At 70.9% G+C, this 25,337-nt stretch carries 25 protein-coding genes; 13 read left to right on the top strand and 12 right to left on the bottom strand.

Annotation, left to right across the window (positions count from 1 at the left end):
• Positions 1 to 62: 62 nt before the first annotated feature.
• Together ACLBYB_RS26885 and ACLBYB_RS26880 are read left to right on the top strand one after the other, a co-directional pair.
• Positions 63 to 278, top strand: a complete 216-nt coding sequence (locus ACLBYB_RS26885; RefSeq protein WP_007565940.1) for a DUF3126 family protein — start codon at positions 63 to 65, stop codon at positions 276 to 278.
• Positions 279 to 424: 146 nt separating this feature from the next.
• Positions 425 to 754: a DUF6949 family protein gene (locus tag ACLBYB_RS26880; RefSeq protein ID WP_020095662.1), complete on the top strand. Its 330-nt coding sequence runs from the start codon at positions 425 to 427 to the stop codon at positions 752 to 754.
• Positions 755 to 760: 6 nt separating this feature from the next.
• Here ACLBYB_RS26880 and ACLBYB_RS26875 read toward each other — a convergent pair whose 3' ends face one another.
• The gene (locus ACLBYB_RS26875; protein ID WP_447700610.1) at positions 761 to 1,468 is read right to left on the bottom strand and encodes a transglutaminase-like cysteine peptidase; all 708 of its coding nucleotides are present in this window, start codon (positions 1,466 to 1,468) and stop codon (positions 761 to 763) included.
• Positions 1,469 to 1,787: 319 nt separating this feature from the next.
• On the opposite strand from ACLBYB_RS26875, the gene ACLBYB_RS26870 reads away from it, so the two are divergent.
• Positions 1,788 to 2,045 carry a hypothetical protein gene (locus ACLBYB_RS26870; RefSeq protein ID WP_012320711.1) on the top strand — a complete coding sequence of 86 codons (258 nt, stop codon included), beginning with the start codon at positions 1,788 to 1,790 and terminating at the stop codon, positions 2,043 to 2,045.
• 7 nt (positions 2,046 to 2,052) lie between these two features.
• On the opposite strand, the gene ACLBYB_RS26865 is transcribed toward ACLBYB_RS26870, so the two are convergent.
• The 8 genes from ACLBYB_RS26865 to ACLBYB_RS26830 form a co-directional block, all read right to left on the bottom strand.
• On the bottom strand, positions 2,053 to 2,652 hold the full coding sequence (locus tag ACLBYB_RS26865) for a transglutaminase-like cysteine peptidase (protein ID WP_447700609.1): 600 nt from the start codon (positions 2,650 to 2,652) through the stop codon (positions 2,053 to 2,055).
• A 368-nt stretch (positions 2,653 to 3,020) separates the two neighbouring features.
• Positions 3,021 to 4,742, bottom strand: coding sequence for an AMP-binding protein (locus ACLBYB_RS26860; RefSeq protein ID WP_447700608.1), 1,722 nt, complete (start codon positions 4,740 to 4,742; stop codon positions 3,021 to 3,023).
• Positions 4,743 to 4,787: 45 nt separating this feature from the next.
• Positions 4,788 to 5,222 (bottom strand): hypothetical protein, encoded by a 435-nt coding sequence (locus tag ACLBYB_RS26855; RefSeq protein WP_447700607.1) that lies wholly within the window; start codon positions 5,220 to 5,222, stop codon positions 4,788 to 4,790.
• A 14-nt stretch (positions 5,223 to 5,236) separates the two neighbouring features.
• Positions 5,237 to 6,016: an enoyl-CoA hydratase gene (locus ACLBYB_RS26850; protein WP_020095657.1), complete on the bottom strand. Its 780-nt coding sequence runs from the start codon at positions 6,014 to 6,016 to the stop codon at positions 5,237 to 5,239.
• Positions 6,013 to 6,906, bottom strand: coding sequence for a 3-hydroxyisobutyrate dehydrogenase (gene mmsB, locus ACLBYB_RS26845; RefSeq protein WP_447700606.1), 894 nt, complete (start codon positions 6,904 to 6,906; stop codon positions 6,013 to 6,015). Before mmsB ends, ACLBYB_RS26850 begins: the two co-directional genes overlap by 4 nt.
• 234 nt (positions 6,907 to 7,140) lie before the next feature.
• Positions 7,141 to 8,202: an enoyl-CoA hydratase/isomerase family protein gene (locus tag ACLBYB_RS26840; RefSeq protein WP_447700605.1), complete on the bottom strand. Its 1,062-nt coding sequence runs from the start codon at positions 8,200 to 8,202 to the stop codon at positions 7,141 to 7,143.
• Positions 8,199 to 9,344 (bottom strand): isobutyryl-CoA dehydrogenase, encoded by a 1,146-nt coding sequence (locus ACLBYB_RS26835; RefSeq protein ID WP_447700604.1) that lies wholly within the window; start codon positions 9,342 to 9,344, stop codon positions 8,199 to 8,201. The genes ACLBYB_RS26840 and ACLBYB_RS26835 overlap by 4 nt, the downstream gene beginning before the upstream one ends.
• 122 nt (positions 9,345 to 9,466) lie before the next feature.
• Entirely contained in the window at positions 9,467 to 10,963 is a 1,497-nt protein-coding gene (locus ACLBYB_RS26830) for a CoA-acylating methylmalonate-semialdehyde dehydrogenase (RefSeq protein WP_091980827.1), read from the bottom strand.
• A gap of 116 nt (positions 10,964 to 11,079) precedes the next feature.
• Between ACLBYB_RS26830 and ACLBYB_RS26825 the strand changes: the two genes are divergently transcribed.
• Both ACLBYB_RS26825 and ACLBYB_RS26820 read left to right on the top strand, forming a co-directional pair.
• Entirely contained in the window at positions 11,080 to 11,988 is a 909-nt protein-coding gene (locus ACLBYB_RS26825) for a LysR family transcriptional regulator (protein ID WP_447700603.1), read from the top strand.
• An 87-nt stretch (positions 11,989 to 12,075) separates the two neighbouring features.
• Positions 12,076 to 13,239 (top strand): iron-containing alcohol dehydrogenase, encoded by a 1,164-nt coding sequence (locus tag ACLBYB_RS26820; protein ID WP_447700602.1) that lies wholly within the window; start codon positions 12,076 to 12,078, stop codon positions 13,237 to 13,239.
• 131 nt (positions 13,240 to 13,370) lie between these two features.
• On the opposite strand, the gene ACLBYB_RS26815 is transcribed toward ACLBYB_RS26820, so the two are convergent.
• A complete protein-coding gene (locus ACLBYB_RS26815) occupies positions 13,371 to 14,600 on the bottom strand; it encodes an ABC transporter substrate-binding protein (protein ID WP_020095650.1) in 1,230 nt (409 codons plus the stop codon).
• A gap of 257 nt (positions 14,601 to 14,857) precedes the next feature.
• Here ACLBYB_RS26815 and cpaB point away from each other — a divergent pair, with 257 nt between their 5' ends.
• The 7 genes from cpaB to ACLBYB_RS26780 all read left to right on the top strand — a co-directional run bounded on the left by cpaB (position 14,858) and on the right by ACLBYB_RS26780 (position 22,925).
• A complete protein-coding gene (cpaB, locus tag ACLBYB_RS26810) occupies positions 14,858 to 15,673 on the top strand; it encodes a Flp pilus assembly protein CpaB (protein ID WP_020095649.1) in 816 nt (271 codons plus the stop codon).
• Positions 15,674 to 15,678: 5 nt separating this feature from the next.
• Positions 15,679 to 17,307 (top strand): type II and III secretion system protein family protein, encoded by a 1,629-nt coding sequence (locus ACLBYB_RS26805; protein WP_447700601.1) that lies wholly within the window; start codon positions 15,679 to 15,681, stop codon positions 17,305 to 17,307.
• Positions 17,308 to 17,337: 30 nt separating this feature from the next.
• Complete coding sequence (locus ACLBYB_RS26800) at positions 17,338 to 18,105, top strand: CpaD family pilus assembly protein (protein WP_175556351.1); 768 nt, start codon at positions 17,338 to 17,340, stop codon at positions 18,103 to 18,105.
• Positions 18,106 to 18,183: 78 nt separating this feature from the next.
• A complete protein-coding gene (locus tag ACLBYB_RS26795; protein WP_056526226.1) occupies positions 18,184 to 19,428 on the top strand; it encodes an AAA family ATPase in 1,245 nt (414 codons plus the stop codon).
• 57 nt (positions 19,429 to 19,485) lie between these two features.
• Positions 19,486 to 20,934, top strand: coding sequence for a CpaF family protein (locus ACLBYB_RS26790; protein ID WP_026605321.1), 1,449 nt, complete (start codon positions 19,486 to 19,488; stop codon positions 20,932 to 20,934).
• A 4-nt stretch (positions 20,935 to 20,938) separates the two neighbouring features.
• Positions 20,939 to 21,916 carry a type II secretion system F family protein gene (locus ACLBYB_RS26785; RefSeq protein WP_020095644.1) on the top strand — a complete coding sequence of 326 codons (978 nt, stop codon included), beginning with the start codon at positions 20,939 to 20,941 and terminating at the stop codon, positions 21,914 to 21,916.
• Positions 21,917 to 21,947: 31 nt separating this feature from the next.
• The gene (locus ACLBYB_RS26780; protein ID WP_447700600.1) at positions 21,948 to 22,925 is read left to right on the top strand and encodes a type II secretion system F family protein; all 978 of its coding nucleotides are present in this window, start codon (positions 21,948 to 21,950) and stop codon (positions 22,923 to 22,925) included.
• Between the two features lie 25 nt (positions 22,926 to 22,950).
• Here ACLBYB_RS26780 and ACLBYB_RS26775 read toward each other — a convergent pair whose 3' ends face one another.
• The gene (locus ACLBYB_RS26775) at positions 22,951 to 23,208 is read right to left on the bottom strand and encodes a GcrA family cell cycle regulator (RefSeq protein ID WP_012320730.1); all 258 of its coding nucleotides are present in this window, start codon (positions 23,206 to 23,208) and stop codon (positions 22,951 to 22,953) included.
• A 378-nt stretch (positions 23,209 to 23,586) separates the two neighbouring features.
• On the opposite strand from ACLBYB_RS26775, the gene sseA reads away from it, so the two are divergent.
• Complete coding sequence (gene sseA / locus ACLBYB_RS26770; protein WP_447700599.1) at positions 23,587 to 24,435, top strand: 3-mercaptopyruvate sulfurtransferase; 849 nt, start codon at positions 23,587 to 23,589, stop codon at positions 24,433 to 24,435.
• A gap of 65 nt (positions 24,436 to 24,500) precedes the next feature.
• Here the strand turns inward: sseA and ACLBYB_RS26765 are convergent, their stop codons facing one another.
• Positions 24,501 to 25,325: an FTR1 family iron permease gene (locus tag ACLBYB_RS26765; RefSeq protein WP_042672594.1), complete on the bottom strand. Its 825-nt coding sequence runs from the start codon at positions 25,323 to 25,325 to the stop codon at positions 24,501 to 24,503.
• Positions 25,326 to 25,337: the final 12 nt, after the last annotated feature.

Below are 25,337 nucleotides of genomic sequence, written 5' to 3'. Positions count from 1 at the left end.
CGCGGCGTGGCAAGCCCTCGGCCCATCCGCGGCGCCAGCGCCGCCAGGGGAGATCGACCAGCGTGACCAAAGCCGAGACCGCGAAGCTTCAGGACTATCTGCGCCGCAAGTTCGCGAACAACAATATCCGCCTCACCGCGATGAAGACCGGCGACTCCGCCGAGGTGTTCATCGGCGAGGAGTCGATTGGCGTGATCGCCGACGACAAGGAGGACGGCGACGATTCCTTCGTCTTCCGGATGGCGATCCTCGACATCGATCTCGAGGAAGAGGCCTGAGGCCCCGCGCTCCGGCCGGACCCGCGTCTCGGATCGGGTCCCGCCGGCCGCACCTGTGCACGGATTAACGCTAACGAGGACTCGTGCTTAACAACCGGTAAACGGCGTGAGTACAGTGCGCGCAACCTGTATCAGGAGCGCGAATAATGGTCCTCACGCCCGTCGCCCTCGAGTCGATCCGGACCCTCTGCATCGGACTGGCGCTGTCCGGCCTGATCGCCAGCGCCTTCGAGCTGTTCGCGGCGCGGCGGGCGAGCTTCAGCCTGCTGGAGCGCGGTGGTCTGCCGGCGGTCGCCGCCCTGCCGATGCTGGCCTTCTCGGCGCCGTTCATCATCCTGCGCAACACGGTGCGCGGCCGGCGGATCGAGGGGCGCCCGATCCCGTTCGTGATGCTGGCGACGGTCATCGCGTGCGGCTGGAGCCTGCTCTCCGGCCGCGTCGCCCTCGACCTCGCCGCGATGCTGGTCGGCGCCTGACCGGGTTCAGGGCTCGGCGGTGGCCACCTGCGCGGTCCCGTCCTTGCCCTCCAGGGACACCCAGGCCGCGCCGTCCTGGCCGGCCCGCTTGATGAAGTTGTAGCCGGTGCGGCGCCAGGACCGGATCGCGTCGGTCTTGTTGTCGAGGATGAAGTCGCCGCGGTCGGTCCGGACCGTCAGCACCGCGTGGCCCTCGTTGGTCTCGTCGATCACCACGGTCATCAGCAGGGCGCGCCGCGGCAGGCCGCGCTCCACCAGCATCCGCCGCTTCAGCAGCTGGTAATCCTCGCAATCGCCGAACCCGTCATCGGGGAAGTCCCAGCGGTCGACGACGCCCCAGTGCGCCTGATCGGTGATCGGCCGGATGCGCGCGTTCACGCGGCGGTTGACGCTCTGCAGGGTCCGCCACACCGCCACGGTCAGGGAAATCTCGGCCGGCTCGGCCGTGTCGACCGTGCATTCCTGAGGCGTGCGGGCGCAGAAATCCGTCCAGCCCGCGGTCGCCCGCACCGGCCCGGTCGGTTCGGCGGCGGTCACCTGATCCGGCAGGACCAGCCGCGCGTGGGCGTGGGTCGTGGCGCCGCCCATCGCGAGGATCGTGCCGAGCAGGGCAAAACTGGCCGCCTGCCGCGCGCGGCACGCCGCGTGCGTCCACCCGCGCCAACGGAGCGGGCCGAAGACCTGACACGAGATACCGCCATCCGCGTGCCGCATGGTTCAAGCCCCCGCCGCCCGATGATGACGGAAGGGTGACACGGCCACGTGCGACGCACAATGGGTCAGGACGAGACAGCTAACGCGCGGGGAGCCGTATCGGTTCCGATTTAAGAGAGTGTTGCATCCGCGGGGCTGACCGAAATCGTATGCACTGAGTGAATAGCCGCTCTGCGCCTTCTCGGAAGGCCTTGATTCACGTCAGCTTTGCCGGCTTCTCAGCACGGCTCGCACGGGGGATTCGCGGCGGGCTCGATCGAGACGCGTGAAGCCGGCCAGCCCGTCGCCGACGGGGCCGCACCCCAGGAAAGGACCCGCCATGCAGCCCGCCATCCAGCAGGTGATCAGAGCGCTCGCCGAGGATGGTCGGGCCGGCGCGATCAATATCGCGGAGCACGCGGTCGATTCCTACCTCGCCGACGCGCCGAGCGAGGGCGACAGGGCGCTGTCGCGGGACATCCTGGTCCGGGATCTCGCCAGTCTCCGGGGCGTCGCCCCGCATCTCGCGGCTTTCATTGGCCGGGTGGAGTCCTACGTGGCGAGCCTCGCCCAGCCGTCGCTGAGCCGGGCGGCCTGAGGCCGCTTCACCGGTTTGCGGTGGTGACCGGGGAGGTGACGCCGCCGAGGGAGACCCAGGCGACGGCGTCCTGGCTCTCGCGCTTGATGAACACGTAGCCGGTCTTGTGCCAGGGCAGGATCGCGCTGGTCTTGTTGTCGAGCACCAGGTCGCCGCGGTCGGTGATCAGGGTCAGCACGGCGTGGCCCTCGCCCTTCTCGTCGATCACCACGGTCATGCGCATCGCCCGCCGCGGCAGGCCGGCCTCGGCCAGCATGTGGCGCTTGAGCAGCTGGAAGTCCTCGCAGTCGCCGATGCCGTCCTCGGCCAGGTCCCAGCGGTCGGCCACGTGCAGGTGGTCCTGGTCGGTCATCGGCTCGATCGCCTTGTTGACCCGCCGGTTCACCGACACGATCGTCGCCCAGGTGGCGGGCGTCAGGCTGATCCGGGCCGGCTCGCCCCGGTCCAGCGCGCACTCCGCCGCGTAGGTCTGGCAGAACGTCACCCACGCCGCGATCGGCTTGGCGTCGCCCAGGATCTTGGCGCCCACGTCCGCGGGCAGGCTCGCCAGCGTCTGCGCCTGAACCGGAGCGGCGAGGCCGAGCAGCGTCGCCGCTCCGACCAGCATCCCCCGAACCGTCCTGAGAAGCGCCGCGCCCATCGAACCCGTCCCCGTTGTTGAGGACAGGATTGCGCCGCAGAGCCTCCGCGGCGCTGAAGCGGATGCGCGCAATTTTACCGATCCGCCGGCGCGGGCCCGCTCACGCGCGACAGCGTCGACGGGAGACTTGAGAACCCTTGTAAATCGGCGGCTTCGGCTTCGGAAACCGAAAACCTTGAGGGTTCGTCACCCGGGGACCTTAGTCCTCAGGCGCGCAGCCGCCATCGCGAGCGCAGCGGGGCGCGCCAGGACTGCGCCAAGCCGACCGATGGCGCGCTGCCCTGGGTCGCCTGGCCGCGCCCGCGATGACGGAGTGGATGCGCTCAGCCCGCCGTCTAGTCGAGCTTGCGCTCGGCCTCGCCCTTCAGCTCCGGGAAGTCCGCCTGCGTGTAAGCGCGGCCCCGGTGCGGGTCCTCGGTGATGCCCTCGTGCTCCAGGCGGCGCAGCTGCACCCGCCGGATCTTGCCCGAGATCGTCTTGGGCAGATCGGTGACGAATTCGAGCCCGCGCAGGCGCTTGAAGGTCGCGAGCCGGGCGTTGGTGAAGCGGAAGATGTCGAGCGCCGTCTCGGGTCCGGGGCTCGCTCCGGCCACCAGGGACACGTAGGCCTTCGGGATGGTGTGACGCATCGGGTCGGGCACAGGCACCACCGCCGCCTCGGCCACGGCCGGGTGCTCGATCAGCACGCTCTCCAGCTCGAAGGGGCTGATTCGGTAGCCCGACGACTTGAACACGTCGTCGGCGCGGCCGACGAAGGTGTAGCAGCCCTGCTCGTCCACGAAGGCGACGTCGCCGGTGTGGTAGAGGTCGCCGGCCGCGCCCGACAGGTTGCCCTGGCCGTCGTCGTAACCCTGCATCAGGCCGGCGGGCCGGTGGGCCCCGAGTTCGAGGCAGACCTCGCCCTCGGCGGCCGGCTGACCGTCGAGGTCGAGGACGCGCACCCGGTAGCCCGGGAGAGGCCGGCCCAGGGCGCCCGGCACCACCGGCTGCCCCGGCGTGTTGGCCATGAGCGCGGTGGTCTCGGTCTGGCCGTAGCCGTCGCGGATCGTGAGGCCCCAGGCGCTCTTCACGCGCTCGATCACCTCGGGATTCAGGGGCTCGCCCGCCGCGCAGACCTCGCGCAGGGCGAGCCGCTTCCCGGACAGGTCCTCCTGGATGATCATCCGCCAGACGGTCGGCGGCGCGCAGAGCGTCGTGGCGCCGGTGCGCTCCAGCTGCGCCAGCAGCGCGGCCGCGTTGAACGGCGCCTGGTTGATCACCAGGATCGTCGCGCCGGCGTTCCAGGGCGCGAAGAACGAGGACCACGCGTGCTTCGCCCAGCCCGGCGAGGAGACGTTGCAGTGCACGTCCCCCGGCTGCAGCCCGAGCCAGTACATGGTCGAGAGCGCGCCCACCGGGTAGGAGCGGTGGCTGTGGCGCACCAGCTTCGGCTTCGCCGTGGTGCCGGAGGTGAAGTAGAGGAGCAGCGGGTCGTCGGCGGCGGTCGGGGCGTCCGGCGCGAAGCTGTCCGAGGCCGTGAAGGCGTCGTCGTAGGCCGCCCAGCCCTCCGTCGGAGCCCCGGTGACGAGGCGGACGGCGCCGCCCGTGTCGAGGCCGGCGAACCGTGCGATCTGCTCCGGCCCGACCACGATCGCCCGCGGGCGGCCGCGGGCGAGGCGGTCGGCGAGCTCGTCGGCGGTGAGCAGCGTGGTCGCCGGGATGACCACGGCGCCGAGCTTCATCGCGGCCAGCATGGTCTCCCACAGGGCCGGCACGTTGCCGAGCAGCAGGAGCAGGTGGTCACCGCGCTTCAGGCCGAGCTGACGCAGGTGGTTGGCCACCTGATTGGACCGTGCCGCGAGCTCGCCGAAGCTGAGGCTCTGCTCGGCCCCGCTGCCAGCCTCGACGATCCGCAGGGCGGCGCGGTCGCGGCTCTCGGGGCTGGCGAGGACGGCGTCGAACCAGTCGAGCGCCCAGTTGAACGGCACCGGGTCCGGCCACGCGAAGGCCGCGACGGCGGCGGCGTAGTCGGTGCGATGGGCCAGCAGAAGGTCGCGGGCCTCCCGGAAGCTCGGCATGGTCGTTCCCCCTCGTCCTCGTTGACCGATCCCGACCCGGCGTCTTCAGGCCGGGATCAGATCCTCACCGGCCTCGCCCTGCGCGAGGCGCTGAACCATGGCGGCGTGGAAGTCGCGGATCTGCCCGGCAATCGCCCCAACACTGCGGTCGTTGCGGGCGAAATCGTCGGCGTTCAGCGCGATCAGGCCGGCCGTGTAGCCGGCTTCGTTGTGTTCGAATGGATCCGCGTAGAGCCATGCCCACCAATCGCGGGGCGGGATCAGGCTGGCGCCGGGCTTGACCCGCAGCGCCGCCAGGAAACGGAAATGGCGCGTCAGCTCTTTCCGCCAGACCGACCGCGTCCGTTGGGGCACGTCGAAGGCGAGCAGCTTCACGAGGTGCTCGTTGATGGTCTCCTCGCGCCCGCGCGCCTTCTGGGCGACGATTGCGCGCGGGAAGGCCATCTCGAACCGGACTTCGTCGTGGTCCAGCACATCCATCGCCTGGTCCCCGCTCAGGTGTTCTCGAACCGGGGCGGCCGCTTCTCTACGAAGGCGGCCATACCCTCCTTCTGGTCCTTGGTGGCGAACATGGCGTGGAACACCCGCCGCTCGAACCGGATGCCCTCGGTCAGCGTGGTCTCGTAGGACCGATTGACTGCCTCCTTGGTCATCATCGCGATCGGCAGCGACATCGACGCGATGGTCTCGGCCGCCTTCAGCGCCTCGTCGAGGAGCTGGTCGGCCGCGATCACGCGCGAGACGAGGCCAGCGCGCTCGGCCTCGGCGGCGTCCATCATCCGCCCGGTCAGGCACATCTCCATGGCCTTGGCCTTGCCGACGAAGCGGGTCAGCCGCTGGCTGCCGCCGATCCCAGGCATCACGCCGAGCTTGATCTCGGGCTGGCCGAACTGCGCCGTGTCGGCCGCCAGGATGATGTCGCACATCATGGCGAGCTCGCAGCCACCGCCGAGCGCGTAGCCCGCCACCGCGGCGATGATCGGCTTGCGCACGGCGACGAACCGGTCCCAGTCGGCGAACCGGTCGCCGGAATACATCTCCGCGTAGGTGGCGTGCTGCATCTCCTTGATGTCGGCGCCGGCCGCGAAGGCCTTGGCCGAGCCGGTGAGGACGATGCAGCCGATCCCCGGATCGGCATCCGCCTCGGTCGCCGCCCGGATCACCTCGCGGGTGAGCTGCGCGTTGAGGGCGTTCAGGGCCTTCGGCCGGTTGAGGGTGATCAGCAGGACGCGCCCGCGCGTCTCCGTCAGGATCGTCTCGTACGTGTCGCTCACGACTCGCCTCCCTGCCCGCGGAGCATACGGATGATCGCGGAAAAGTCCTCTCCCCCGTGGCCCGCGCCCTCGAACAGGCCGTAGATCTGCGCGGCCTCCGCGCCCAGCGGCGTCGCCGCCCCCGCGGCGATGGCGGCGGCCTGAGCGAGTCGGAGGTCCTTGAGCATCAGCGCGGCGGCGAAGCCCGGCTTGTAGCCGTTGTTGGCCGGCGAGGTCGGCACCGGGCCCGGCACCGGGCAGTAGGTGGTCAGCGACCAGCACTGGCCCGAGGAGACTGAGGCCACGTCGTAGAGCGCCTGGTGCGACAGGCCGAGCTTCTCGCCGAGCGCGAAGGCCTCGCTGACGCCGATCATCGAGATGCCGAGGATCATGTTGTTGCAGATCTTGGCCGCCTGCCCGGCACCGGCATCGCCGCAATGGAACACGTTCTTGCCCATCGCCTTCAGCAGCGGCTCGGCCCTGGCGAAGGCGGCGGCGGCGCCGCCGGCCATGAAGGTCAGCGTGCCGGCCTTGGCGCCGCCGGTGCCGCCGGAGACCGGCGCGTCCACCGACAGGCAGCCCCGTGCCTCCGCGAGGGCGTGGGCCTTGCGGGCACTCTCGACGTCCACCGTGGAGGAATCGATCAGGAGCGTGCCGGCGGGCAGGGCCTCGGCGAGCTGCGTCCAGACCTCGACCACGTGCCGCCCGGCGGGCAGCATGGTGATGACGACGTCCGCCCCTTGGGCCGCCTCCAGGGCCGAGCCGGTGACAGCGACGCCCGCGGCGCGCGCCGCCTCCAGCGAGGCCGGCACCAGGTCGAAGCCCCGTACGGTGTGGCCCGCCTTCACGAGGTTGGCCGCCATGGGCCCGCCCATGTTGCCGAGACCGATGAACCCGATGGTCTGCGCCATCCTGCTTCTCCCTGCTCTCCTCGCGCACCTTCACCTCAACGGCAGGCCACGTCGGTCTGCACCGAGCGCGACACGCCCCCTCTCCCGTGCGGGAGAGGGTCGGGGTGAGGGATACGCCCTCTCCGGAAAAACCTGGTCCCTCACCCTGTCCCTCTCCCGCACGGGAGAGGGGACCTGCGCTCCGAAGGGATCCGGAGGCGCCCTTGAAGCGATGCCGGGACGCGCGATCTCACATCACACAGGCCCCGTGCGCGCGTCCGAGAAGACCGGCTCCGCCCGCTTCTCCAGCCAGCGGGCGATCCGCGCCGGATCGACCGCGTCGAGGGTCGGCGGGTTCCAGCGCGGGCTCTTGTCCTTGTCGATCACCGCGGCGCGGATGCCTTCGCGGAAATCGCCCTCCGCTAGCAGCGCCAGCGAGGCGTGGAACTCGCGCTCCAGGCAGGCTTCCAGGTTCGGCGCGCCGCGGCCGAGCCGCAGGAGGCACAGCGTCAGGACGAGGCTCGACGGCGCCTTGGTCAGGAGCGTCGCCTGGGTCGCGGCGGCGAAGTCCGAGCCGTCCGCCGCCAGGGCCGACAGGATCTCGTCCACCATGTCGAAGGCGAAGCAGCGGTCGATCACCGCCCGGTGCGCGGCGAGCGGTGCCGGCTCCGGATCACGGGCGAGCCGTGCGATCGCGTCCCGCACGCCCGCCTGCCCGGCATCCGGGTCGAGCGCCACGAGGGCGTCGATCAGGTCAGGCAGACCCGCGGAGGGCACCAGGGCGTCGGCCAGCCGGCAGAAGATCGCGTCGGCGGCGCCGACCGGCTCGCCGGTCAGGCCGAGATAGGTGCCGAGTTCCCCGGGCGCGCGCGGCAGCAGCCACGTTCCGCCGACATCCGGCAGGTAGCCGATGCCGGTCTCCGGCATGGCGACGCGGGAACGCTCGGTGACGATCCGGTGCGCAGCGTGGCCCGCGAGCCCGACACCCCCGCCCATGGTGATGCCGTCCATGACCGCCACGAAGGGTTTCTCGTAGGCCGCGATGCGCGCATCGAGCCTGTACTCGTCCCGCCAGAAGGTCTCGGCGAAGGCGGTATCGGGGCTGTCGTAGAGGGAGCGCAGGTCGCCGCCAGCGCACAGGCCGCGCTCGCCCTCCCCGGTGAGCAGCACCGCGGCGATGCCCGGATCGGCCGAGAACCGGTCGAGCGCCCGGTCGATCTCGCCGACCATGCCGTGGGTCAGGGCATTGAGGGCCTTCGGCCGGTTGAGCCGCAGTCGGCCCAGTGCGCCGACCCGCTCGACGATCACGTCGCTCATCGGCGGCCCCCGGTCAGCCCGCGGGCGATGATCAGCCGCATGATCTCGTTGGTCCCCTCGAGGATCTGGTGCACGCGCAGGTCGCGGACGATCTTCTCCACGCCGTACTCGGCGAGGTAGCCGTAGCCGCCGTGAAGCTGGAGCGCCTGGTTGGCGACCTCGAAGGCTGCGTCGGTGACGTGGCGCTTGGCCATCGCGCAGAGCTGGGTCGCGGCCGGGTCCTTGGCGTCGAGCGCGGCGGCCGCGTGCCGCAGGAAGGTGCGCGACACCTCCAGGCTCGTCGCCATGTCGGCGAGGCGGAACTGCAGCGCCTGGAAGTCGGTGAGCCTCGCCCCGAAGGCGCGGCGGTCGCCCATGTAGGCGAGCGCCTTGTCGAGGGCCGCCTGCGCGCCGCCGAGCGAGCAGGCCGCGATGTTGAGCCGCCCCCCGTCGAGGCCGCTCATGGCGATCTTGAAGCCCTGGCCCTCGGCGCCGAGGCGGTTGCCCACCGGCACACGGCAGCCGTCGAAGCGCACCGCGCGGGTCGGCTGGGCGTTCCAGCCCATCTTGCGCTCGTCGGCCCCGAAGGACAGGCCGGGCGTGCCCTTCTCGACCACGATCGCGGAGATCCCCGCCGGGCCGGCCTCGCCGGTGCGGACCATGCAGACGTAGAGGTCGCTGGCGCCGGCGCCCGAGATGAACTGCTTCTCGCCGGAGAGCACGTAATGGCCGCCGTCCCGCTCGGCGCGGGTGCGGAGCGCCGCGGCGTCGGAGCCCGAGCCCGGCTCGGTGAGGCAGTAGCTGGCGATCCGCTCCATGCCCATGAGCGACGGCAGCCAGCGGCGGCGCTGATCGTCGTCGCCGTAGGCGTCGATCATCCAGGCGCACATGTTGTGGATCGACAGGAACGCCGCCACGGTCGGGCAGCCGGTGCTGAGCGCCTCGAAGATCAGCGTCGCGTCGAGGCGCGACAGGCCGGAACCGCCGACATCCTCGCGGACGTAGATGCCCGCCATGCCGAGGGCGGCCGCTTCCCGCAGGGTCTCGACCGGGAAGGTCTTGTCGCGGTCCCAGTCGAGGGCGTGCGGCGCGATGTGCTCGGCCGCGAAGCCGAGGGCCATCTCGCGGATCGCGGTCTGGTCCTCGTCGAGCCCGAAACTCATGGGCACTCCCTCATGTTCGTCAGCCACCGCGCGAGGTACGCACATCGGCCGCCCCAAGGCGGGCCGTACCCCCTCCCCGCGCGGGAGAGGGGGACCCGGGCCCCACCTCGAGCCGTCGCGCTCTACCGCATCGTCGGGATGGAGAACTCCGCCCCGCTCTTGATGCCGCTCGGCCAGCGCTGCGTCACGGTCTTGGTCTTGGTGTAGAAGCGGATCGAGTCCGGCCCGTGCTGGTTCAGGTCGCCGAAGCCCGAGCGCTTCCAGCCGCCGAAGGTGTGGTAGGCGATCGGGACCGGGATCGGCACGTTCACGCCGACCATGCCGACGTTGACCCGCGCGGTGAAGTCGCGGGCCGCGTCGCCGTCCTGGGTGAAGATCGCGACGCCGTTGCCGTACTGGTGGGTCGAGGGCAGCGCCAGCGCCTCCTCGTAATCCCTGGCCCGAACCACCGAGAGCACGGGGCCGAAAATCTCTTCCTTGTAGATCGTCATGTCGGGCGTCACGCGGTCGAACAGCGAGCCGCCCATGTAGAAGCCGTTCTCGTAGCCCTGGAGCTTGAAGCCGCGGCCGTCGACGGCGAGTTGCGCGCCCTCGGCTACGCCCTTGTCGATGTAGCTCGCGACCTTCTGCACGGCCTCCCGGGTGACGAGCGGGCCGTAATCGGCCGAGCCGTCGTGCGAGGGACCGATCTTGAGCGACTCGACCCGCGGGACCAGCTTCTCCATCAGGCGGTCGGCGGTCTGCTCGCCCACCGGCACCGCCACCGAGATGGCCATGCAGCGCTCGCCGGCCGAGCCGTAGCCGGCGCCGATCAGCGCGTCGACCGCCTGGCCCATGTCGGCGTCCGGCATGATGATCATGTGGTTCTTGGCGCCGCCGAAGCACTGGGCGCGCTTGCCCGTCTCGGCGGCGCGCACGTAGATGTACTCGGCGATGTGCGAGGAGCCGACGAAGCCCACCGCCTTGATGTCCTCGTCGTCGAGGATCGCGTCGACCGCCTCCTTGTCGCCGTTGACGACGTTGAGGATGCCCGGCGGCAGGCCCGCTTCCAGGAAGATCTCGGCGATGCGGATCGGCACGCTCGGGTCGCGCTCGGACGGCTTCAGGATGAAGGCGTTGCCGCAGGCGATGGCCGGGGCGCATTTCCACAGCGGGATCATGGCCGGGAAGTTGAACGGCGTGATGCCGGCGACGACGCCCAGCGGCTGGCGCAGGGAGTAGACGTCGATCCCGGGACCCGCCCCTTCCGTGTACTCGCCCTTGAGCAGGTGCGGGATGCCGCAGGCGAACTCCACGACCTCGACGCCGCGCTGGATGTCGCCCTTGGCGTCCGGCACGGTCTTGCCGTGCTCGGAGGCCAGCAGCTCGGCCAGCGAATCGTTCTCGCCGCGGATGAGCTCGAGGAAGCGCATCATCACGCGGGCGCGCTTCTGCGGATTGGTCGCCGCCCAGGCCGGCTGGGCCGCTGCGGCGTTCTCGACCGCGGCGCGCATCTCGGCCTTGCTGGCGAGCGCGACCTTGGCCTGCACCTCGCCGGTCGAGGGGTGGAACACGTCGGCGAACCGCCCGCTCTCGCCGCCGACGTTCCGGCCGCCGATGTAATGCCCGATCGTGCGCATGCGCGCCTCCCTGTGATGTGGCGTTCGATTTTGGCGCACCCTATCAGGATCGCTTGAGCGATAAAGCCGGATGCGCTTACAGCCGTCGTGCATCGATGCACAGCGAGGGTGCGATCATGGCCAGGACGGGACCCAACTGGGACGACCTTCGCTTCTTCCTCGCCGTAGCGCGGACCGGAACGCTGAGCGCCGCCGGGACCCGTACCGGCACCGAGCACACCACGGTCGGGCGCCGGATCCGCGCCCTGGAGGAAGGGCTCGGCGCCCGGCTGTTCCACCGCAGCAACCTCGGCTACGCGCTCACCGAGGACGGCGCGAACCTGCTCGGCGTCGCCGAGGCCATGGAGAGCGCGTTCCTGTCGGCGAGCGCCGCCACGGAGGCCGCCCAGGCGGTCTCCGGCACGGTGCGGATCGGCGCGCCGGACGGGTTCGGCAGCGTGTTCCTGGCCCCCCGGATGCACCGGCTCACCGCGCGCCATCCGGGGCTGGAGGTCGAGATCATGGCGACCGCCCGGATCTTCAGCCTGTCGAAGCGCGAGGCCGACATCGTCATCGGCCTGTCCGGCCCGCAGCAGGCCCGGGTGGTGGCGCGCCGCCTGACCGATTACCGGCTGCTCGTCTACGCGGCCGAATCCTACCTCGCCGGAACCGGGCCGATCGCGGAGGTCGGAGATCTCTCGGGGCATCCCTTCGTCGGCTACATCGAGGACATGCTGTTCACGCGCGAGCTGAACTATCTCGGCGCCCTGGGCCCGCCGGTCTCGGCGCGTCTGCGCTCCACCAACCTCCTGGCCCAGGTCCACGCGACGCTCGGCGGCGCAGGCCTCTGCGTGCTGCCGGCCTTCATCGCGGCGGCCCATCCGGGGCTCGTGCCGGTGCTGCCCGGGGCAGTGTCGCTGACCCGCTCGTTCCACATGCACATCCACGAGGATCACCGGAAGGCCGCCCATATCCGCGCCGTGGCGGGCTTCATCGCGGGCGAGGTGGAGGCCGCCGCCGCGCTCTTCGCCGGGCCGGCAGTGTAAGCGCCGGCAGTTTCGCCCGGCGGGCGCAGGTCGTAAGATCGTCGTTCCGGCGCACCAGCAGAGGCGCCGGGTGGGAGAAGCAAGAGTATGGTCGCCTCGATCGCCCTGCCCCGGCTGATGCGCGTCGGCGCCGGCGCCTCGCGGCTCCTGCCGGAGGTGCTCGGCCAGCTCGGCCTGTCGCGGCCCTTCGTGGTCACCGATCCCTATCTCGCCGGCAGCGGCCGCACCGACACGCTGCTCGAGCGCCTCACCAAGGCGGGCGCGCAGGCCACGATCTTCTCCGAGACCGTGCCGGACCCGACCGTGGCGTCCGTGGAGGCGGCGCTGGCGGCCCTCCAGGCGGGCGATTTCGACTGCGTGGTCGGCTTCGGCGGCGGCAGCCCGATGGACACCGCCAAGGCGGTGGCGGTGCTCGCCCGCCACGGCGGCCACATGCGCGACTACAAGGCGCCGCGCCAGCAGGACGAGCCCGGCCTGCCGATCGTGGCGATCCCGACCACCGCCGGCACCGGCTCGGAGGCGACCCGCTTCACCATCGTGACCGACGAGGCCTCGGACGAGAAGATGCTCTGCATCGGCCTCGCCTACCTGCCGGTGGCGGCCCTGGTCGATTACGAGCTGACGCTCACCAAGCCGAAGCGGCTCACCGCCGATACCGGCATCGACGCCCTGACCCACGCGATCGAGGCCTACGTCTCGCGCAAGTCGAACCTGTTCTCGGACGGGCTGGCGCTTCAGGCGATGCGGTTGATCGCCCCGAACCTGCGCCGGGTCTGGACCGATCCGGGCGACCGGGCGGCCCGCGAGGCGATGATGCTCGGCGCGACCCAGGCCGGCATCGCCTTCTCGAACGCCTCCGTGGCGCTCGTCCACGGCATGAGCCGGCCGATCGGCGCCCATTTCCACGTGGCCCACGGGCTCTCGAACGCGATGCTGCTGCCGGCGGTGACGGCCTTCTCGGCCCCGGCCGCGATCGACCGCTACGCCGCCTGCGCCCGCGCCATGAAGATCGCCGGCCCGGACACCGATGACCGCTCGGCGGTGTCCGCCCTGGTGACCGAGCTCGAGGCGCTGAACGACGACCTCGACGTGCCTGGACCGCGGGAATACGGGATCGACCCGGCCCGCTGGGAGGCGCTGCTGCCCACCATGGCGGCCCAGGCGCTGGCTTCCGGCTCCCCCGCCAACAACCCGGCGGAGCCCAGCGCCGACGAGATCGTGGCGCTGTACCGGCGCGTCTGGGCGGGGTGAAACCCTCTCGGAGCAGAGCACATCCTGAGACGGGACATTCGACCTGCCGCCGTCTGTGCGAGCGGAGCGAAGCAATCCAGGGACGCGCCGCCCCGGGTCGCTGCGCTGCGCTCGCGATGACGGGGTGAGACCTACTTCGCCGCCGTCAGCGGGCAGCCGCTCTCGGCCGGAGAGGCGAAGGCCTCCTTGCCGGGGATCGTCGAGATCAGCTTGTAGAGGTCCCACGGACCCTTCGACTCGGCCGGCTTCTTGACCTCGAACAGGTACATGTCGTGGACCATGCGGCCGTTGGGCTGCACGATCCCGCCATGGGCGAACACGTCGTCCACCGGCAGCTCCTTGAGCTTGGCGTTCACCGCGTCGGTCTCGTCGGTGCCGGCCGCCTTGACGGCCTTCAGGTAGGACAGGACCGCCGAGTAGGTGCCGGCCTGGATCATGTTGGGCATCCGGCCGGTGCGCTTCATGTAGCGCTGGCCGAAGGCGCGGGTCTCGTCGTTGGCGTCCCAGTACCAGCCCTCGGTGAGCGTCAGGCCCTGGGCGACCTTGAGGCCGAGCCCGTGCACCTCCGAGAGGGTGAACAGCAGCGCCGCGAGCTTCTGGCCGCCCTCGACGATGCCGTACTCGGCGGCCTGCTTGATCGCGTTCGAGGTGTCGAGGCCGGCATTGGCGAGCCCGATCACCTTGGCCTTCGAGCCCTGTGCCTGGAGCAGGAACGACGAGAAGTCCTGGTTCGAGAGCGGGTGCCGGACGCTGCCCAGCACCTTGCCGCCGTTGGCGAGCACGACCTTGCTGGTGTCGGCCTCCAGCGCCGAGCCGAAGGCGTAGTCGGCGGTGAGGAAGAACCACGTGTTGCCGCCCGCCCGGGTCAGCGCGCCGCCGGTGCCCACCGCCAGCGCCCGCGTGTCGAACGCCCAGTGGTAGCCGTAGGGCGAGCACGCCTTGCCGGTGAGGTCGCTGGTCGCGGCCCCGGTGGTGATGGTGATCTTCTTCTTCTCCTTGGACAGGCCCTGGACCGCCAGCGCCACGGAGGAGGTGGTCAGCTCCATGATCGCGTCGACATTGTCGCGGTCGTACCATTGCCGGGCGATCGCCGAGGCGATGTCGGGCTTGTTCTGGTGGTCGGCCGTGAGGATCTCGATCGGCACGCTGCCGATCTTGCCGCCCATATCCTCCACCGCCATCCGGGCGGCCTCGACCGAGCCCTGGCCGCCGTACTCGGCGTAGAGTCCGGACTGGTCATTGAGGACGCCGATCCGTATCGCGTTGTCCGAGAAGCTTCCCTGCGCGGCCGCCGGAGCGGACCCGAGCGCGGTCCCCGCGAGTGCGGCCGCCATCACCGCGCCGCCGATTGTCCTGATCATGTCTCCCCCCGGTTCGCCCGAGCGCCCGCTTCTGAGGCGGTTCCGGCGGCACGATAGGGGACGGCCCGGCGCCGCGCCACGGCCGAGGTCGGGCGGGAGCTGAAGGATTCCGCGGATTGTGACGCGGTTCCGATCGACCCGTTTCCGGACCGGAGACAACGGCAGAGGTTATAATACCTTAACCATAATTACACGAATCCCCGCGCAGGTTCCGGTCATGGACGGCAATCCGGCCGTCTCCGGCGCGTGGCGATGCGATGAACCCAGCCCGTTTCGCCGTCCTCGGTATCGCCCTCGCGGCGGGGACCGGGGCGGCCTTCCTGATGAGCGGCGGCGATCCGCCACCGCCGCCACCGCCGCCGACGGCCGAGGCGCCGCCGCAGCCGACGACCGACGTGCTCGTGGCCGCCATCGACATGCCCATGGGCCAGGTGCTCCGGGCCGCCGACCTGCGCTGGCAGCCCTGGCCGGACGGCGCCGTGGCCAACGGCTACATGACCCGCAAGATCAACCCCAAGGCCCTCGAGGAGACCGTCGGTGCGTCCGTGCGCTCGGGCTTCCTGACGGGCGAGCCGATCCGCGCGCAGAAGCTGGTGCGTCCGGAGAGCGGGTTCATGGCGGCGATCCTGCCGCCCGGCATGCGCGCGGTCGCCATCGTCACCGACAGCCGCGGAACCAACTCGGCCGGCGGCTTCATCCTGCCGAACGACCGCGTCGACGTGATCCGCACCTTCCGCGACGAGTCCAATTCGCGGGCCAACAACAGCGACGTGCAGCTCTCCCAGACGATCCTCACCGACATCCGCGTCCTGGCGATCGGTCAGCTGGTCCAAGAGAAGAACGGCACCAACGTCGTCACCGGCGAGACCGCGACGCTGGCGGTCACGCCCGCGCAGGCCGAGACCCTGGCGCTCGCCCAGAAGGTCGGCGCCCTGACGCTCTCCCTGCGCAGCCTCGCCGATGCCGGGCTGCCGCCGGAAGCCGTGCCGCTGGCCGACGCGTCCGCCGCGCAGATGCCCGAACCCGCCCTGACCGTGGTGCGCTTCGGCGTCGCGCGGCAGCAGACGCCGTGACCGCCATGACCGCTTCGCTGTCCCTCACGCGCCCGACGCGGCGCCCCGACCGCGGCCCGCGCCGTTGCTCGGCCGGCGCCCTCGCGCTGCTCGTCGCCCTGACCGGGCCGGCCTCTGCCCAGGATCGCCAGACCTTCGGCCCGGCGCCGATCCTGACGGTCGGAGCCGCGGAAGCGAGCTCGACCCGGCGGGTCGAGCTGACCGCGGGCCGCTCCGTCATCGTCGACCTGCCGCGGGACGCCAAGGAGGTGTTCGTGGCCAACCCCGCGGTGGCCAACGCCGTGGTCCGCTCGACCCGCAAGGTCTTCGTGATCGGCATGGCGGACGGCGCGACCTCGATCTTCATCATGGATGCCGAGGGCCGCCAGATCGCCGCCCTCGACGTGACGGTGGCGCGGGACCTGAACCTCGGGACCCTGCGCGAGCTGCTCAACCAGAGCATCCCGGGCGGACGCTTCGACGTGCGCTCCTCGGGCGCCTCGGTGCTCCTGTCGGGAGCGGTCAACTCCTCGGCGGACGCGCAGCAGGCGATCGACATCGCCAACGCCTTCGTGGGCCTGGGCGGCGCCGGGGCCGCGGGGGCCGCGGGCGCGGCCAGCGGCGGCGTCGCCGCCGGCTCGCGGGGCGCGGTGATCAACAACCTCACGATCCGCAACAAGGACCAGGTGATGCTCCGCGTCACCGTGGTGGAGGTGTCCCGCAACGTCCTGAAGCAGTTCGGGATCAACATGGCCGGCAACTGGTCGGCTCTGAACCCGGTCGGAAACCTGGGGCAGACGCTCGTGAACGGCGGCACCGCGGCGGCCACGCAGGTCCCGGCGTACATCCCGAATGTTATCACCAACAACCTGCCCTTCCCGATCAACACGAACACGCCGACCGGGAATCTGGTCCAGGCCTCCGTGCAGGGGGGCGGCTTCTCGCTTCAGGCGACCCTGAAGGCGTTCGAGCAGGCCGGCGTCTCGCGCATCCTGGCGGAGCCAACGCTGACCGCCATCTCGGGCGAGGCCGCCAAGTTCCTGGCCGGCGGCGAGTTCGCGGTGCCGGCCTCGGCAACCTGCGCCGTCGGCGGCGTCTGCTCGCCCGGCATCACCTACAAGCCCTACGGCGTCGCCCTGTCGTTCACACCGACGGTGTTGGCCGACAACCGGATCTCGATCCGCGTCGCCACGGACGTGACCGAGATCGATACGCAGCAGAGCTTCAACTATGTGATCGGCAACACCTCGGTCGCAGTGCCGGGCACCCGGGTGCGCCGCTCCGAGACCACCGTCGAGCTGCCCTCCGGCGGTGTGATGATGACCGCCGGCCTGATCCAGCAGTTCAACAAGCAGGCGATCGCCGGCCTGCCCGGCCTGATCAACCTCCCGATCCTCGGCGCGCTGTTCCGCTCCCGCGACTACCAGCGCCAGGAGACCGAGCTGATGATCATGTGCACGCCCTACATCGCCCGGCCGATGGAGGCGAAGCAGGTCAGCCGGCCCGACGACAACTTCGTCGACTCCAGCGACGGCCAAGCCGTGCTGCTCGGCCAGATCAACCGCATCTACGGCAAGGTCGCCCCGCCGGGCGCGGCCGCCGCGGCGCCGCTCGGCCGCACCTACCGCGGCCGCGTCGGCTTCATCGTCGAGTAGCGCCCCGCCGCGCCTCCCAGGATCGGACCCATGACCGGACCCATGACCGGACCCACGACCGGACGTCACCCGCCCGCCCTGCCGCGCCGCGCCGCGAGCGTGCTCGCCGCCTGCGCGCTCTCCGCCCTCGCGGCAGCCTGCAAGACCGATCCCGTCACGACCGGCGGCATCGACGTCACGGATTACCGCGCGCGCCACCCGATCGTGCTGACCGACGGGCCCCGCAGCCTCGACGTGTTCCCGACCGGCACGGGCCATCTGGACCCGCGCCAGGCGACCGATGTTGACGCCTTCATGCTGGAGTACCGGCGCTACGGCCGCGGAACCCTTCTGATGCAGGTACCCCAGGGCGTCCCGCCCGACCAAGTCGCCGCCGTGCAGCGGACGGCCTCGGTTCTCGGCCGGCTCGGCACGCAGAACGGCGTCAACGCCCGCGAGATCGCCGTCAGCGGCTACGCGGTGGCGGCGCCGACCCTCGCCGCGCCGATCCGGCTGAGCTTCCAGCGCATGCAGGCCAAGGTGGCCGATGCCTGCGGCCTCTGGCCTCAGGATCTCGGGGCCGGCAATTTCGCGACCGACTACAACAACCGGCCGAGCTGGAACCTGGGCTGCGCCATGCAGTCCAACGTCGCCGCGCAGGTCGCCGACCCGGTCGACCTCGTGCGCGGCCGGCCCGAGGGCCGCATCGACACGGTCAAGCGGGTCCGGGACATTGGCCAGTTGCGGGACGGCAAGGATCCGTCAACCACATGGCGGCAAGATGGGCAGACCGCCGTGAAGGCCCAGGTCACGAACTGAGACAGCCGGCGCCGGGGATGGGCAGCCCCGCCGCCGATCGCAACGCCGCACCCCGCACGCGAACCCGAAAGCGCCGTCATGGCAGAGCTGTCCGAGACAACCGAGCGCACGATCGCCCCGGTGCCCCGGATCACCATCCAGGCCTTCTGCGAGACCGGCGAGACCGCGGCGATGATCGAGGGCGCGGCCCTCGACCGGCGCATGCAGAAGGCGCAGGTCAAGGTCCGGATGGGCGGCGGGGCCGCGGCGATCGAGGCGTACCGGCACGCGCCGACGCCCAACGTCATCGTCCTCGAGATCCAGGGCGCGCGCTCGCGGCCGATCGAGTGCCTCGACGCCCTGGCCGAGGTCTGCGACGAGGGGACCCGCGTCCTGGTGATCGGTCACGTCAACGACGTGATGCTCTACCGCCAGCTGATCCAGCGCGGGGTGTCCGATTACCTGATGGCGCCGGTCGAGCCCCTGACGCTCATCGCGGCGATCTCCGACCTGTTCACGGCCCCGGGCGTCAAGCCGGTGGGCCGGACCGTGGCGGTCTACGGCGTCAAGGGCGGCATCGGCGCCTCGACCGTGGCGCACAATTTCGCATGGTCGGTGGCCCGGGGTCAGGGCGTCCAGACGGTGATCGCCGATCTCGACATCGCCTTCGGCACCGCCTCGCTCAACTTCAACCAGGACCCGCCCCAGGGCATCGCCGAGGCGGTGTTCGCCCCCGAGCGGCTGGACTCCGCCCTGGTCGAGCGGCTGCTGTCCAAGTGCAGCGACAACCTGAGCCTGCTCTCGGCCCCGGCGAGCCTCGACCGGACCATCGACCTGTCCGAGCCGGCCTTCGACACCCTGATCGAGCACATGCGGGCGAGCGTCCCGTGCGTGGTCCTCGACATCCCCCACCAGTGGAACGCGTGGACGAAGCGCGTCCTCACGGCGGCCGACGAGATCCTGATCGTGACCGGGCCCGACCTCGCCTGCCTGCGCAACGCCAAGAACCTCCTCGGCGCGCTGAAGCACGGTCGCCCGAACGACCAGCCGCCCCGCATCGTGCTGAACGGCGTCGGCGTGCCCAAGCGCCCCGAGATCGGCACCGCCGAGTTCGCCAAGGCCCTGGAGGCGCCGGTCGCCCTGACGATCCCGTTCGAGCCGACCCTGTTCGGCACGGCCGCCAACAACGGCCAGATGATCGCCGAGATTCAGGCGGGCTCGAAGGTGGCAGAGCTGTTCAACGACCTGGCGGCCATGACCCTCGGGCGTCCCGAGAGCCGGCGGGGCCGTCCGAGCCTGCTGGAGCCGCTGCTCGCCAAGCTTTCCGGCCGCAAGGCATCCTGATGCGGACGCGATCCCTCACCCGGCCGGTGCCGCGGGTCAGCGTCGGGGCTCTGACCCATGTTCGGTAGGCGACAGTCCGGCGGCGCGTCGGCGCCGCCCCCGCCGATGCCGCAGATGCGGACCCCGGCCCCGGCCACGCCGGTGCTGCGCGACGCGCCGGCGCCCGCGCCGGCCCAGCGCCCGGCGCCGGCGGCCCCGGTCGTCGTCGAGACCGCGCGCTCGGAGGATTACTACCGCACCAAGAGCCTGATCTTCGGCGCCCTCATCGAGGCGATCGACCTGACGCAGCTCTCGCGCCTCGACGCCGAGACCGCGCGCGAGGAGATCCGCGACATCGTCACGGAGATCATCGGGCTCAAGAACATCGTCCTGTCGATCTCCGAGCAGGAGGAACTGCTCGACGACATCTGCAACGACGTGCTGGGCTACGGCCCGCTGGAGCCGCTGCTCGCCCGCGACGACATCGCCGACATCATGGTCAACGGCGCCCACCGGACCTTCATCGAGGTCAACGGCAAGATCCAGCTGACCAGCGTGCGGTTCCGCGACAACCAGCAGCTGATGAACATCTGCCAGCGCATCGTCAGCCAGGTCGGCCGGCGCGTCGACGACGCCTCGCCGATCTGCGACGCGCGCCTGCCGGACGGGTCCCGCGTCAACGTCATCGCGCCGCCGCTCGCCATCGACGGTCCGGCGCTCACGATCCGCAAGTTCAAGAAGGACAAGCTCACCCTGGAGCAGCTCGTGCGCTTCGGGGCGATCTCGCCGGAGGGCGCCGAGGTCCTCAAGATCATCGGCCAGTCGCGCTGCAACGTGGTCATCTCGGGCGGCACGGGCTCGGGCAAGACCACGCTGCTCAACTGCCTCACCGCCTTCATCGAGCACGACGAGCGGGTCATCACCTGCGAGGACGCGGCCGAGCTGCAGCTCCAGCAGCCGCACGTCGTGCGCCTGGAGACACGGCCGCCCAACATGGAGGGCCAGGGCCAGGTCACCATGCGCGACCTCGTGAAGAACTGCCTGCGCATGCGCCCGGAGCGGATCATCGTCGGCGAGGTGCGCGGACCGGAGGCCTTCGATCTGCTCCAGGCGATGAACACCGGCCACGACGGCTCGATGGGCACGCTCCACGCCAACAGCCCGCGCGAGTGCCTGTCGCGTATCGAATCGATGATCTCGATGGGCGGCTTCACCCTGCCGTCGCGGACCCTACGCGAGATGATCTGCGGCTCGATCGACGTCGTGATCCAGGCGATGCGTCTGCGCGACGGCTCCCGGCGCATCACCCACATCACCGAGGTGCTCGGCATGGAGGGCGACGTCATCACCACCCAGGACGTGTTCCTCTACGACATCGTCGGCGAGGACGCGAACGGCAAGCTGATCGGGCGTCACCGCTCCACCGGCGTCGGCCGGCCGAAATTCTGGGAGCGCGCCCGCTACTACGGCCTCGAACAGCGGCTCGGCGAGGCGCTCGACGCCGCCGAGGTCGTCGACCGGAACTGAGCCGATGGCGGACGCCTCCAACCTGCCGATCGCCGCCGGCCTCGCCGGTATCGCGGTGGCCGCCATCGCCTACGTGGCGGTCCTGCCCCTGCTCGGCGGCGAGCGCCGGGCCACCAAGCGCCTGAAGACGATCAGCGTCTCCGCCTCGGGGGCGGCGACCCGGGGCGTCGCCGTCAACCGGCGCGAGCAGGTCGCCAAGACGCTGAGCGAGATCGAGGCGAAGGCCAAGGGCGCCTCGAAGGCCAGCGTGGAATTGAAGCTCGCCCGCGCCGGCCTCGGCTGGACGAAGCAGACCTTCTACGGGGTCTCGGCCCTGAGCGGGGTCGTCTTCGGGCTCCTGCTCTTCGTCATCACCGACAACGCCCTGGCGGCGCTCGGCGCCGCCTTCGCGGGCGGCTTCGGCCTGCCGGCCTACCTGCTGCGCCACCTGCGGCTCAAGCGCATCGCGAAGTTCAACAAGGAGCTGCCCAACGCCGTCGACGTGGTGGTCCGCGGCATCCGCACCGGCATCCCGGTGGGCGACTGCTTCCGCATGGTCTCGCGCGAGGCCGAGGAGCCGGTGCGCAGCGAGTTCCGGACCGTGGTAGAGACGCAGGCGATGGGCCTGTCCCTCGGCGAGGCCTGCACGCGGCTATTCGAGCGCGTGCCCACCGCCGAGGTGAACTTCTTCGCCATCGTGATCAACATCCAGCAGCAGTCGGGCGGTAACCTCTCCGAGGCGCTGAACAACCTCTCCACGGTGCTGCGCGACCGCGCCAAGATGCGCGGCAAGGTCCAGGCGATGAGCATGGAGGCCAAGGCCTCGGCCTCGATCATCGCCTGCCTGCCTTTCGCGGTGGCGGGCATCACCGCGCTCACCAGCCCCGACTACATCTCGCTGCTCTGGACCACCGACACGGGCAAGATCGCCCTGGTCGGCGCGGCGATCTGGATGTCCATCGGCATCTTCACCATCAAGAAAATGATCGCCTTCGAGTTCTAGGCGCGGTGCGCCGTCTGCCGGATCCCGCCCGATGATCGACGCCATCGCCGAGAAGCTGTTCGATCCCCGCTTCATGGGCACGCTGCTGACCGCCGTCGCGGCGGCCGCGACCGCCTACGCGGTGGCGCAGCCCTTCCTGGAGACCGACCGGCTCGGCAAGCGGATGAAGCTCGTCAGCGACGAGCGCGAGCAGATCCGGCGGCGCGAGCGGCTGAGCGCGGAGCGGACCGGCAACCGGGCGACGCTGCGCACGGAGCCGAAGGCCTACATGAAGTCGGTCGTCGAGAAGTACCAGCTGCGCCGCTGGCTCGGCACGGACACGGCCAAGCGCAAGCTGATGCAGGCAGGATACCGCGGCCAGGGGGCGGAGACCGCTTTCCTGTTCTTCCGCCTCGTCGTGCCGGTCGCGGCGGTGATCGCGGCCCTGTTCTACCTGTTCGTGCTGGAGGTGCTCGACGCCTCGTACCTCATGCGGTTCGGGCTGGTGATCGGCGCGGCCTACATGGGCATCAAGGCGCCCGAGCTGTTCCTGGTGAACACCGCCAAGAAGCGCCAGACCGAGATCCGCAAGGCGTGGCCGGACGCCCTCGACCTCACGCTGATCTGCGTCGAATCCGGCATGGCGATCGAGAACGCGTTCCGGAAGGTGAGCACCGAGATCGCCACGTCCTCGGTCGTGCTGGCCGAGGAACTCGCGCTGATGACCGCCGAGATGTCGTTCCTGCCCGACCGGCGTCAGGCCTACGAGAACCTCGTGATGCGCACCGGCCTCGAGCCGGTGAAGTCCGTGGCGACGGCGCTGATCCAGGCCGAGCGCTACGGCACGCCGGTCGGTCAGGCGCTGCGGGTGCTGAGCCAGGAAAGCCGCGACATGCGCATGAACGAGGCCGAGAAGAAGGCGGCCGGTCTGCCGCCGAAGCTCACCGTACCGATGATCCTGTTCTTCCTGCCCGTGCTGTTCGTCGTCATCATCACCCCGGCGGTCATCCAGATCATGCGGACGCAGTGACGGCCGGGATGGCGCAGGGAGTGGCTCAGCGGATGCGGCCGGGGCGGGTCGGCTCGAACACGATGCGGCGGTGGTAGGCGCACCAGCTCTTGCCGTCGGACACGGGGGCGCCGCAGCAGACGGCGCGGTCATTCGGCTCGCCGATGATGTACTTGCACACGAAGGCGCCGGACTGCGCGAAGGGCACGCGCAGGTCGGCCGACGGCTCCTCGACGGTCTCGGCGTCGCCGATCTGGGACATGCGGACGAGTTGATTCATGGTGTCGATCGGCTCAATAAGCATCCTGCACGGTGGGTCGGGCGCCCGGGCAGACAGGGAAGGTTTGAACGCATCTCGTTCAGGCGACGTCCCCGTATCGCGTCCGCGAGCGGAACGTCCGGGGCGGCCAACACGATGCCGGCCGGACGGCCGACGCGATTGGCGTCATCATGGTGTCGTAACTGGGGTTACGGCTCTTTAAAACAAGACCAGCCTGCGCTGGATGCATCGGACCACGGTGCGGGATGCGTAGCTCACCCGATCCGGCGCGCGCTCGATTGGCATTGGCGCGGCTGACGAATCCGCCCGAACGCCGCCGTCCCGCGATGGCCCGGGCGTGCAACGCTGGGCGACCTGTGGTTCTGTGAGTCCGCAACGCGAACAGAGCCGGATCCGCCGACCATGGCCCAAGCGCCCCTCGTGTCACCCGAATGGCTGCACGACCGCCTCGCGGCCCCCGACATCGTCGTGCTCGACGCCTCCTGGTACCTGCCCGCAGCGGGCCGCGATCCCGAGGCCGAGTTCCGCACCGCCCACATACCCGGCGCCCGCCGCTTCGATCTCGACGCCATGAGCGACACCGAGTCGAACCTGCCGCACATGCTGCCGCGGCCCGAGGTGTTCGCGGCGCGGATGCGCGCGCTCGGCATCGGCGACGGCATGCAGATCGTCGTCTACGACGGGCAGGGGCTGTTCTCCGCCCCGCGGGTCTGGTGGATGCTCAAGGCCTTCGGCGTGCGCGACGCGCTGGTGCTGGACGGCGGCCTGCCGGCCTGGGTGGCGGCGGGCTACCCGACCGAGGAGGGCGAGCCGCGCCAGCCCGAGCGGCGGCACTTCACCGCCCGCTTCGACCACGGCGCCGTGGCGGACGCGGACGACGTCGCCCGCGCCCTGGACAGCGGCTCGGCGCAGGTCGTCGACGCTCGCTCGGGCACGCGGTTCCGCGGCGAGGAGCCGGAGCCCCGCCCCGGCGTCCGGCCGGGGCACATGCCCGGCGCGCGCAACCTGCACTACGCGGCCCTCCAGCGCGACGGCCGGATGAAGAGCCCCGAGGAGCTGAAGGCGGTCTTCGCCGAGAACGGCGTCGATCCGGACCGGCCGATCGTGACCACCTGCGGCTCCGGCGTGACCGCTGCGATCATCGCGCTGGCGCTGGAGACCATGGGCCGCCCGGCGCAGGGGCTCTACGACGGCTCCTGGTCGGAATGGGGCGCCGACCCGGCCCGGGCGGTGGCGACGGGCGCGCCGTAGCGCGCGGCAATCGGACGCCGTGGAGGCGGCGAGATCGATGCCCGCCGCCCGCAGGCCCGTCGCAGCTAGGCCGGCCGCACCGCGCGGCGCTTGTCGGCGGCGCTCCACTGCATCAGGCCGACCATCACCGCGATGGTGGCGACGTAGACCAGCCCCTGGAGGGCGGTCGGCCGGTCGGTGTAGCCGACCAGGGCGTGCAGGACGCGGCCCGGCCAGGAATTCTCGGCGATCACGCCGGAGCTGTTCCAGAGGGTGTAGCCGAGGACCTCGACCACGCCGGCATTCGCCAGGAACTGCGCCGCCTGCGCGGCGAGGCCGGCCGCGAGGAAGATGATCAGGACGCTGGTCACCGAGAAGACGTAACGGCTCGGAATCGAGGCGAGCCCGAGATAGGTCACCGCCGAGAGGAGCGCGCCGGCGCCGATGCCGGCGACCGCACCGAACTGGATGTCGGCGCCCGAGGTGCCCGAGGCCACGAGGCCGTAGAGGAACAGGACCAGCTCGGCCCCCTCGCGCAGGATCGCGGCGCCGATCACGATCGACAGGGCCGCCGCCTCCCGCTCGCCCGAGCGCACCGCCGCGCCGGCGGCGCGCAGTTCGCCCGCCAGCTCCTTGCCGTGCTTGCTCATCCAGGTGTTGTGCCAGATCAGCAGCAGCACCGCGACGATCAGGACCGCGGCGTTCAGGATGTCCTGCCCGCTGCCCTCGAACGCGTCCGAGATCTTCTCGGCGAACAGCGCCACCAGGGCGGCGCCCGCGAGGCCGCCGGCGATGCCGAGCAGGACCCAGCGCATCCGGCCCGGGATGCCGCGGGTGGCGGCCAGCACGATGGAGATGATGAGGCCCGCCTCGATGACTTCGCGGAAGGCGATGACGAAGGCGCCGATCATGGCGGTCTCCAG

This window comes from Methylobacterium sp. D54C (assembly GCF_053345595.1).
Note: the sequence above shows the minus strand (reverse complement) of the source record. Positions and strands in the feature narration are given on the sequence as shown.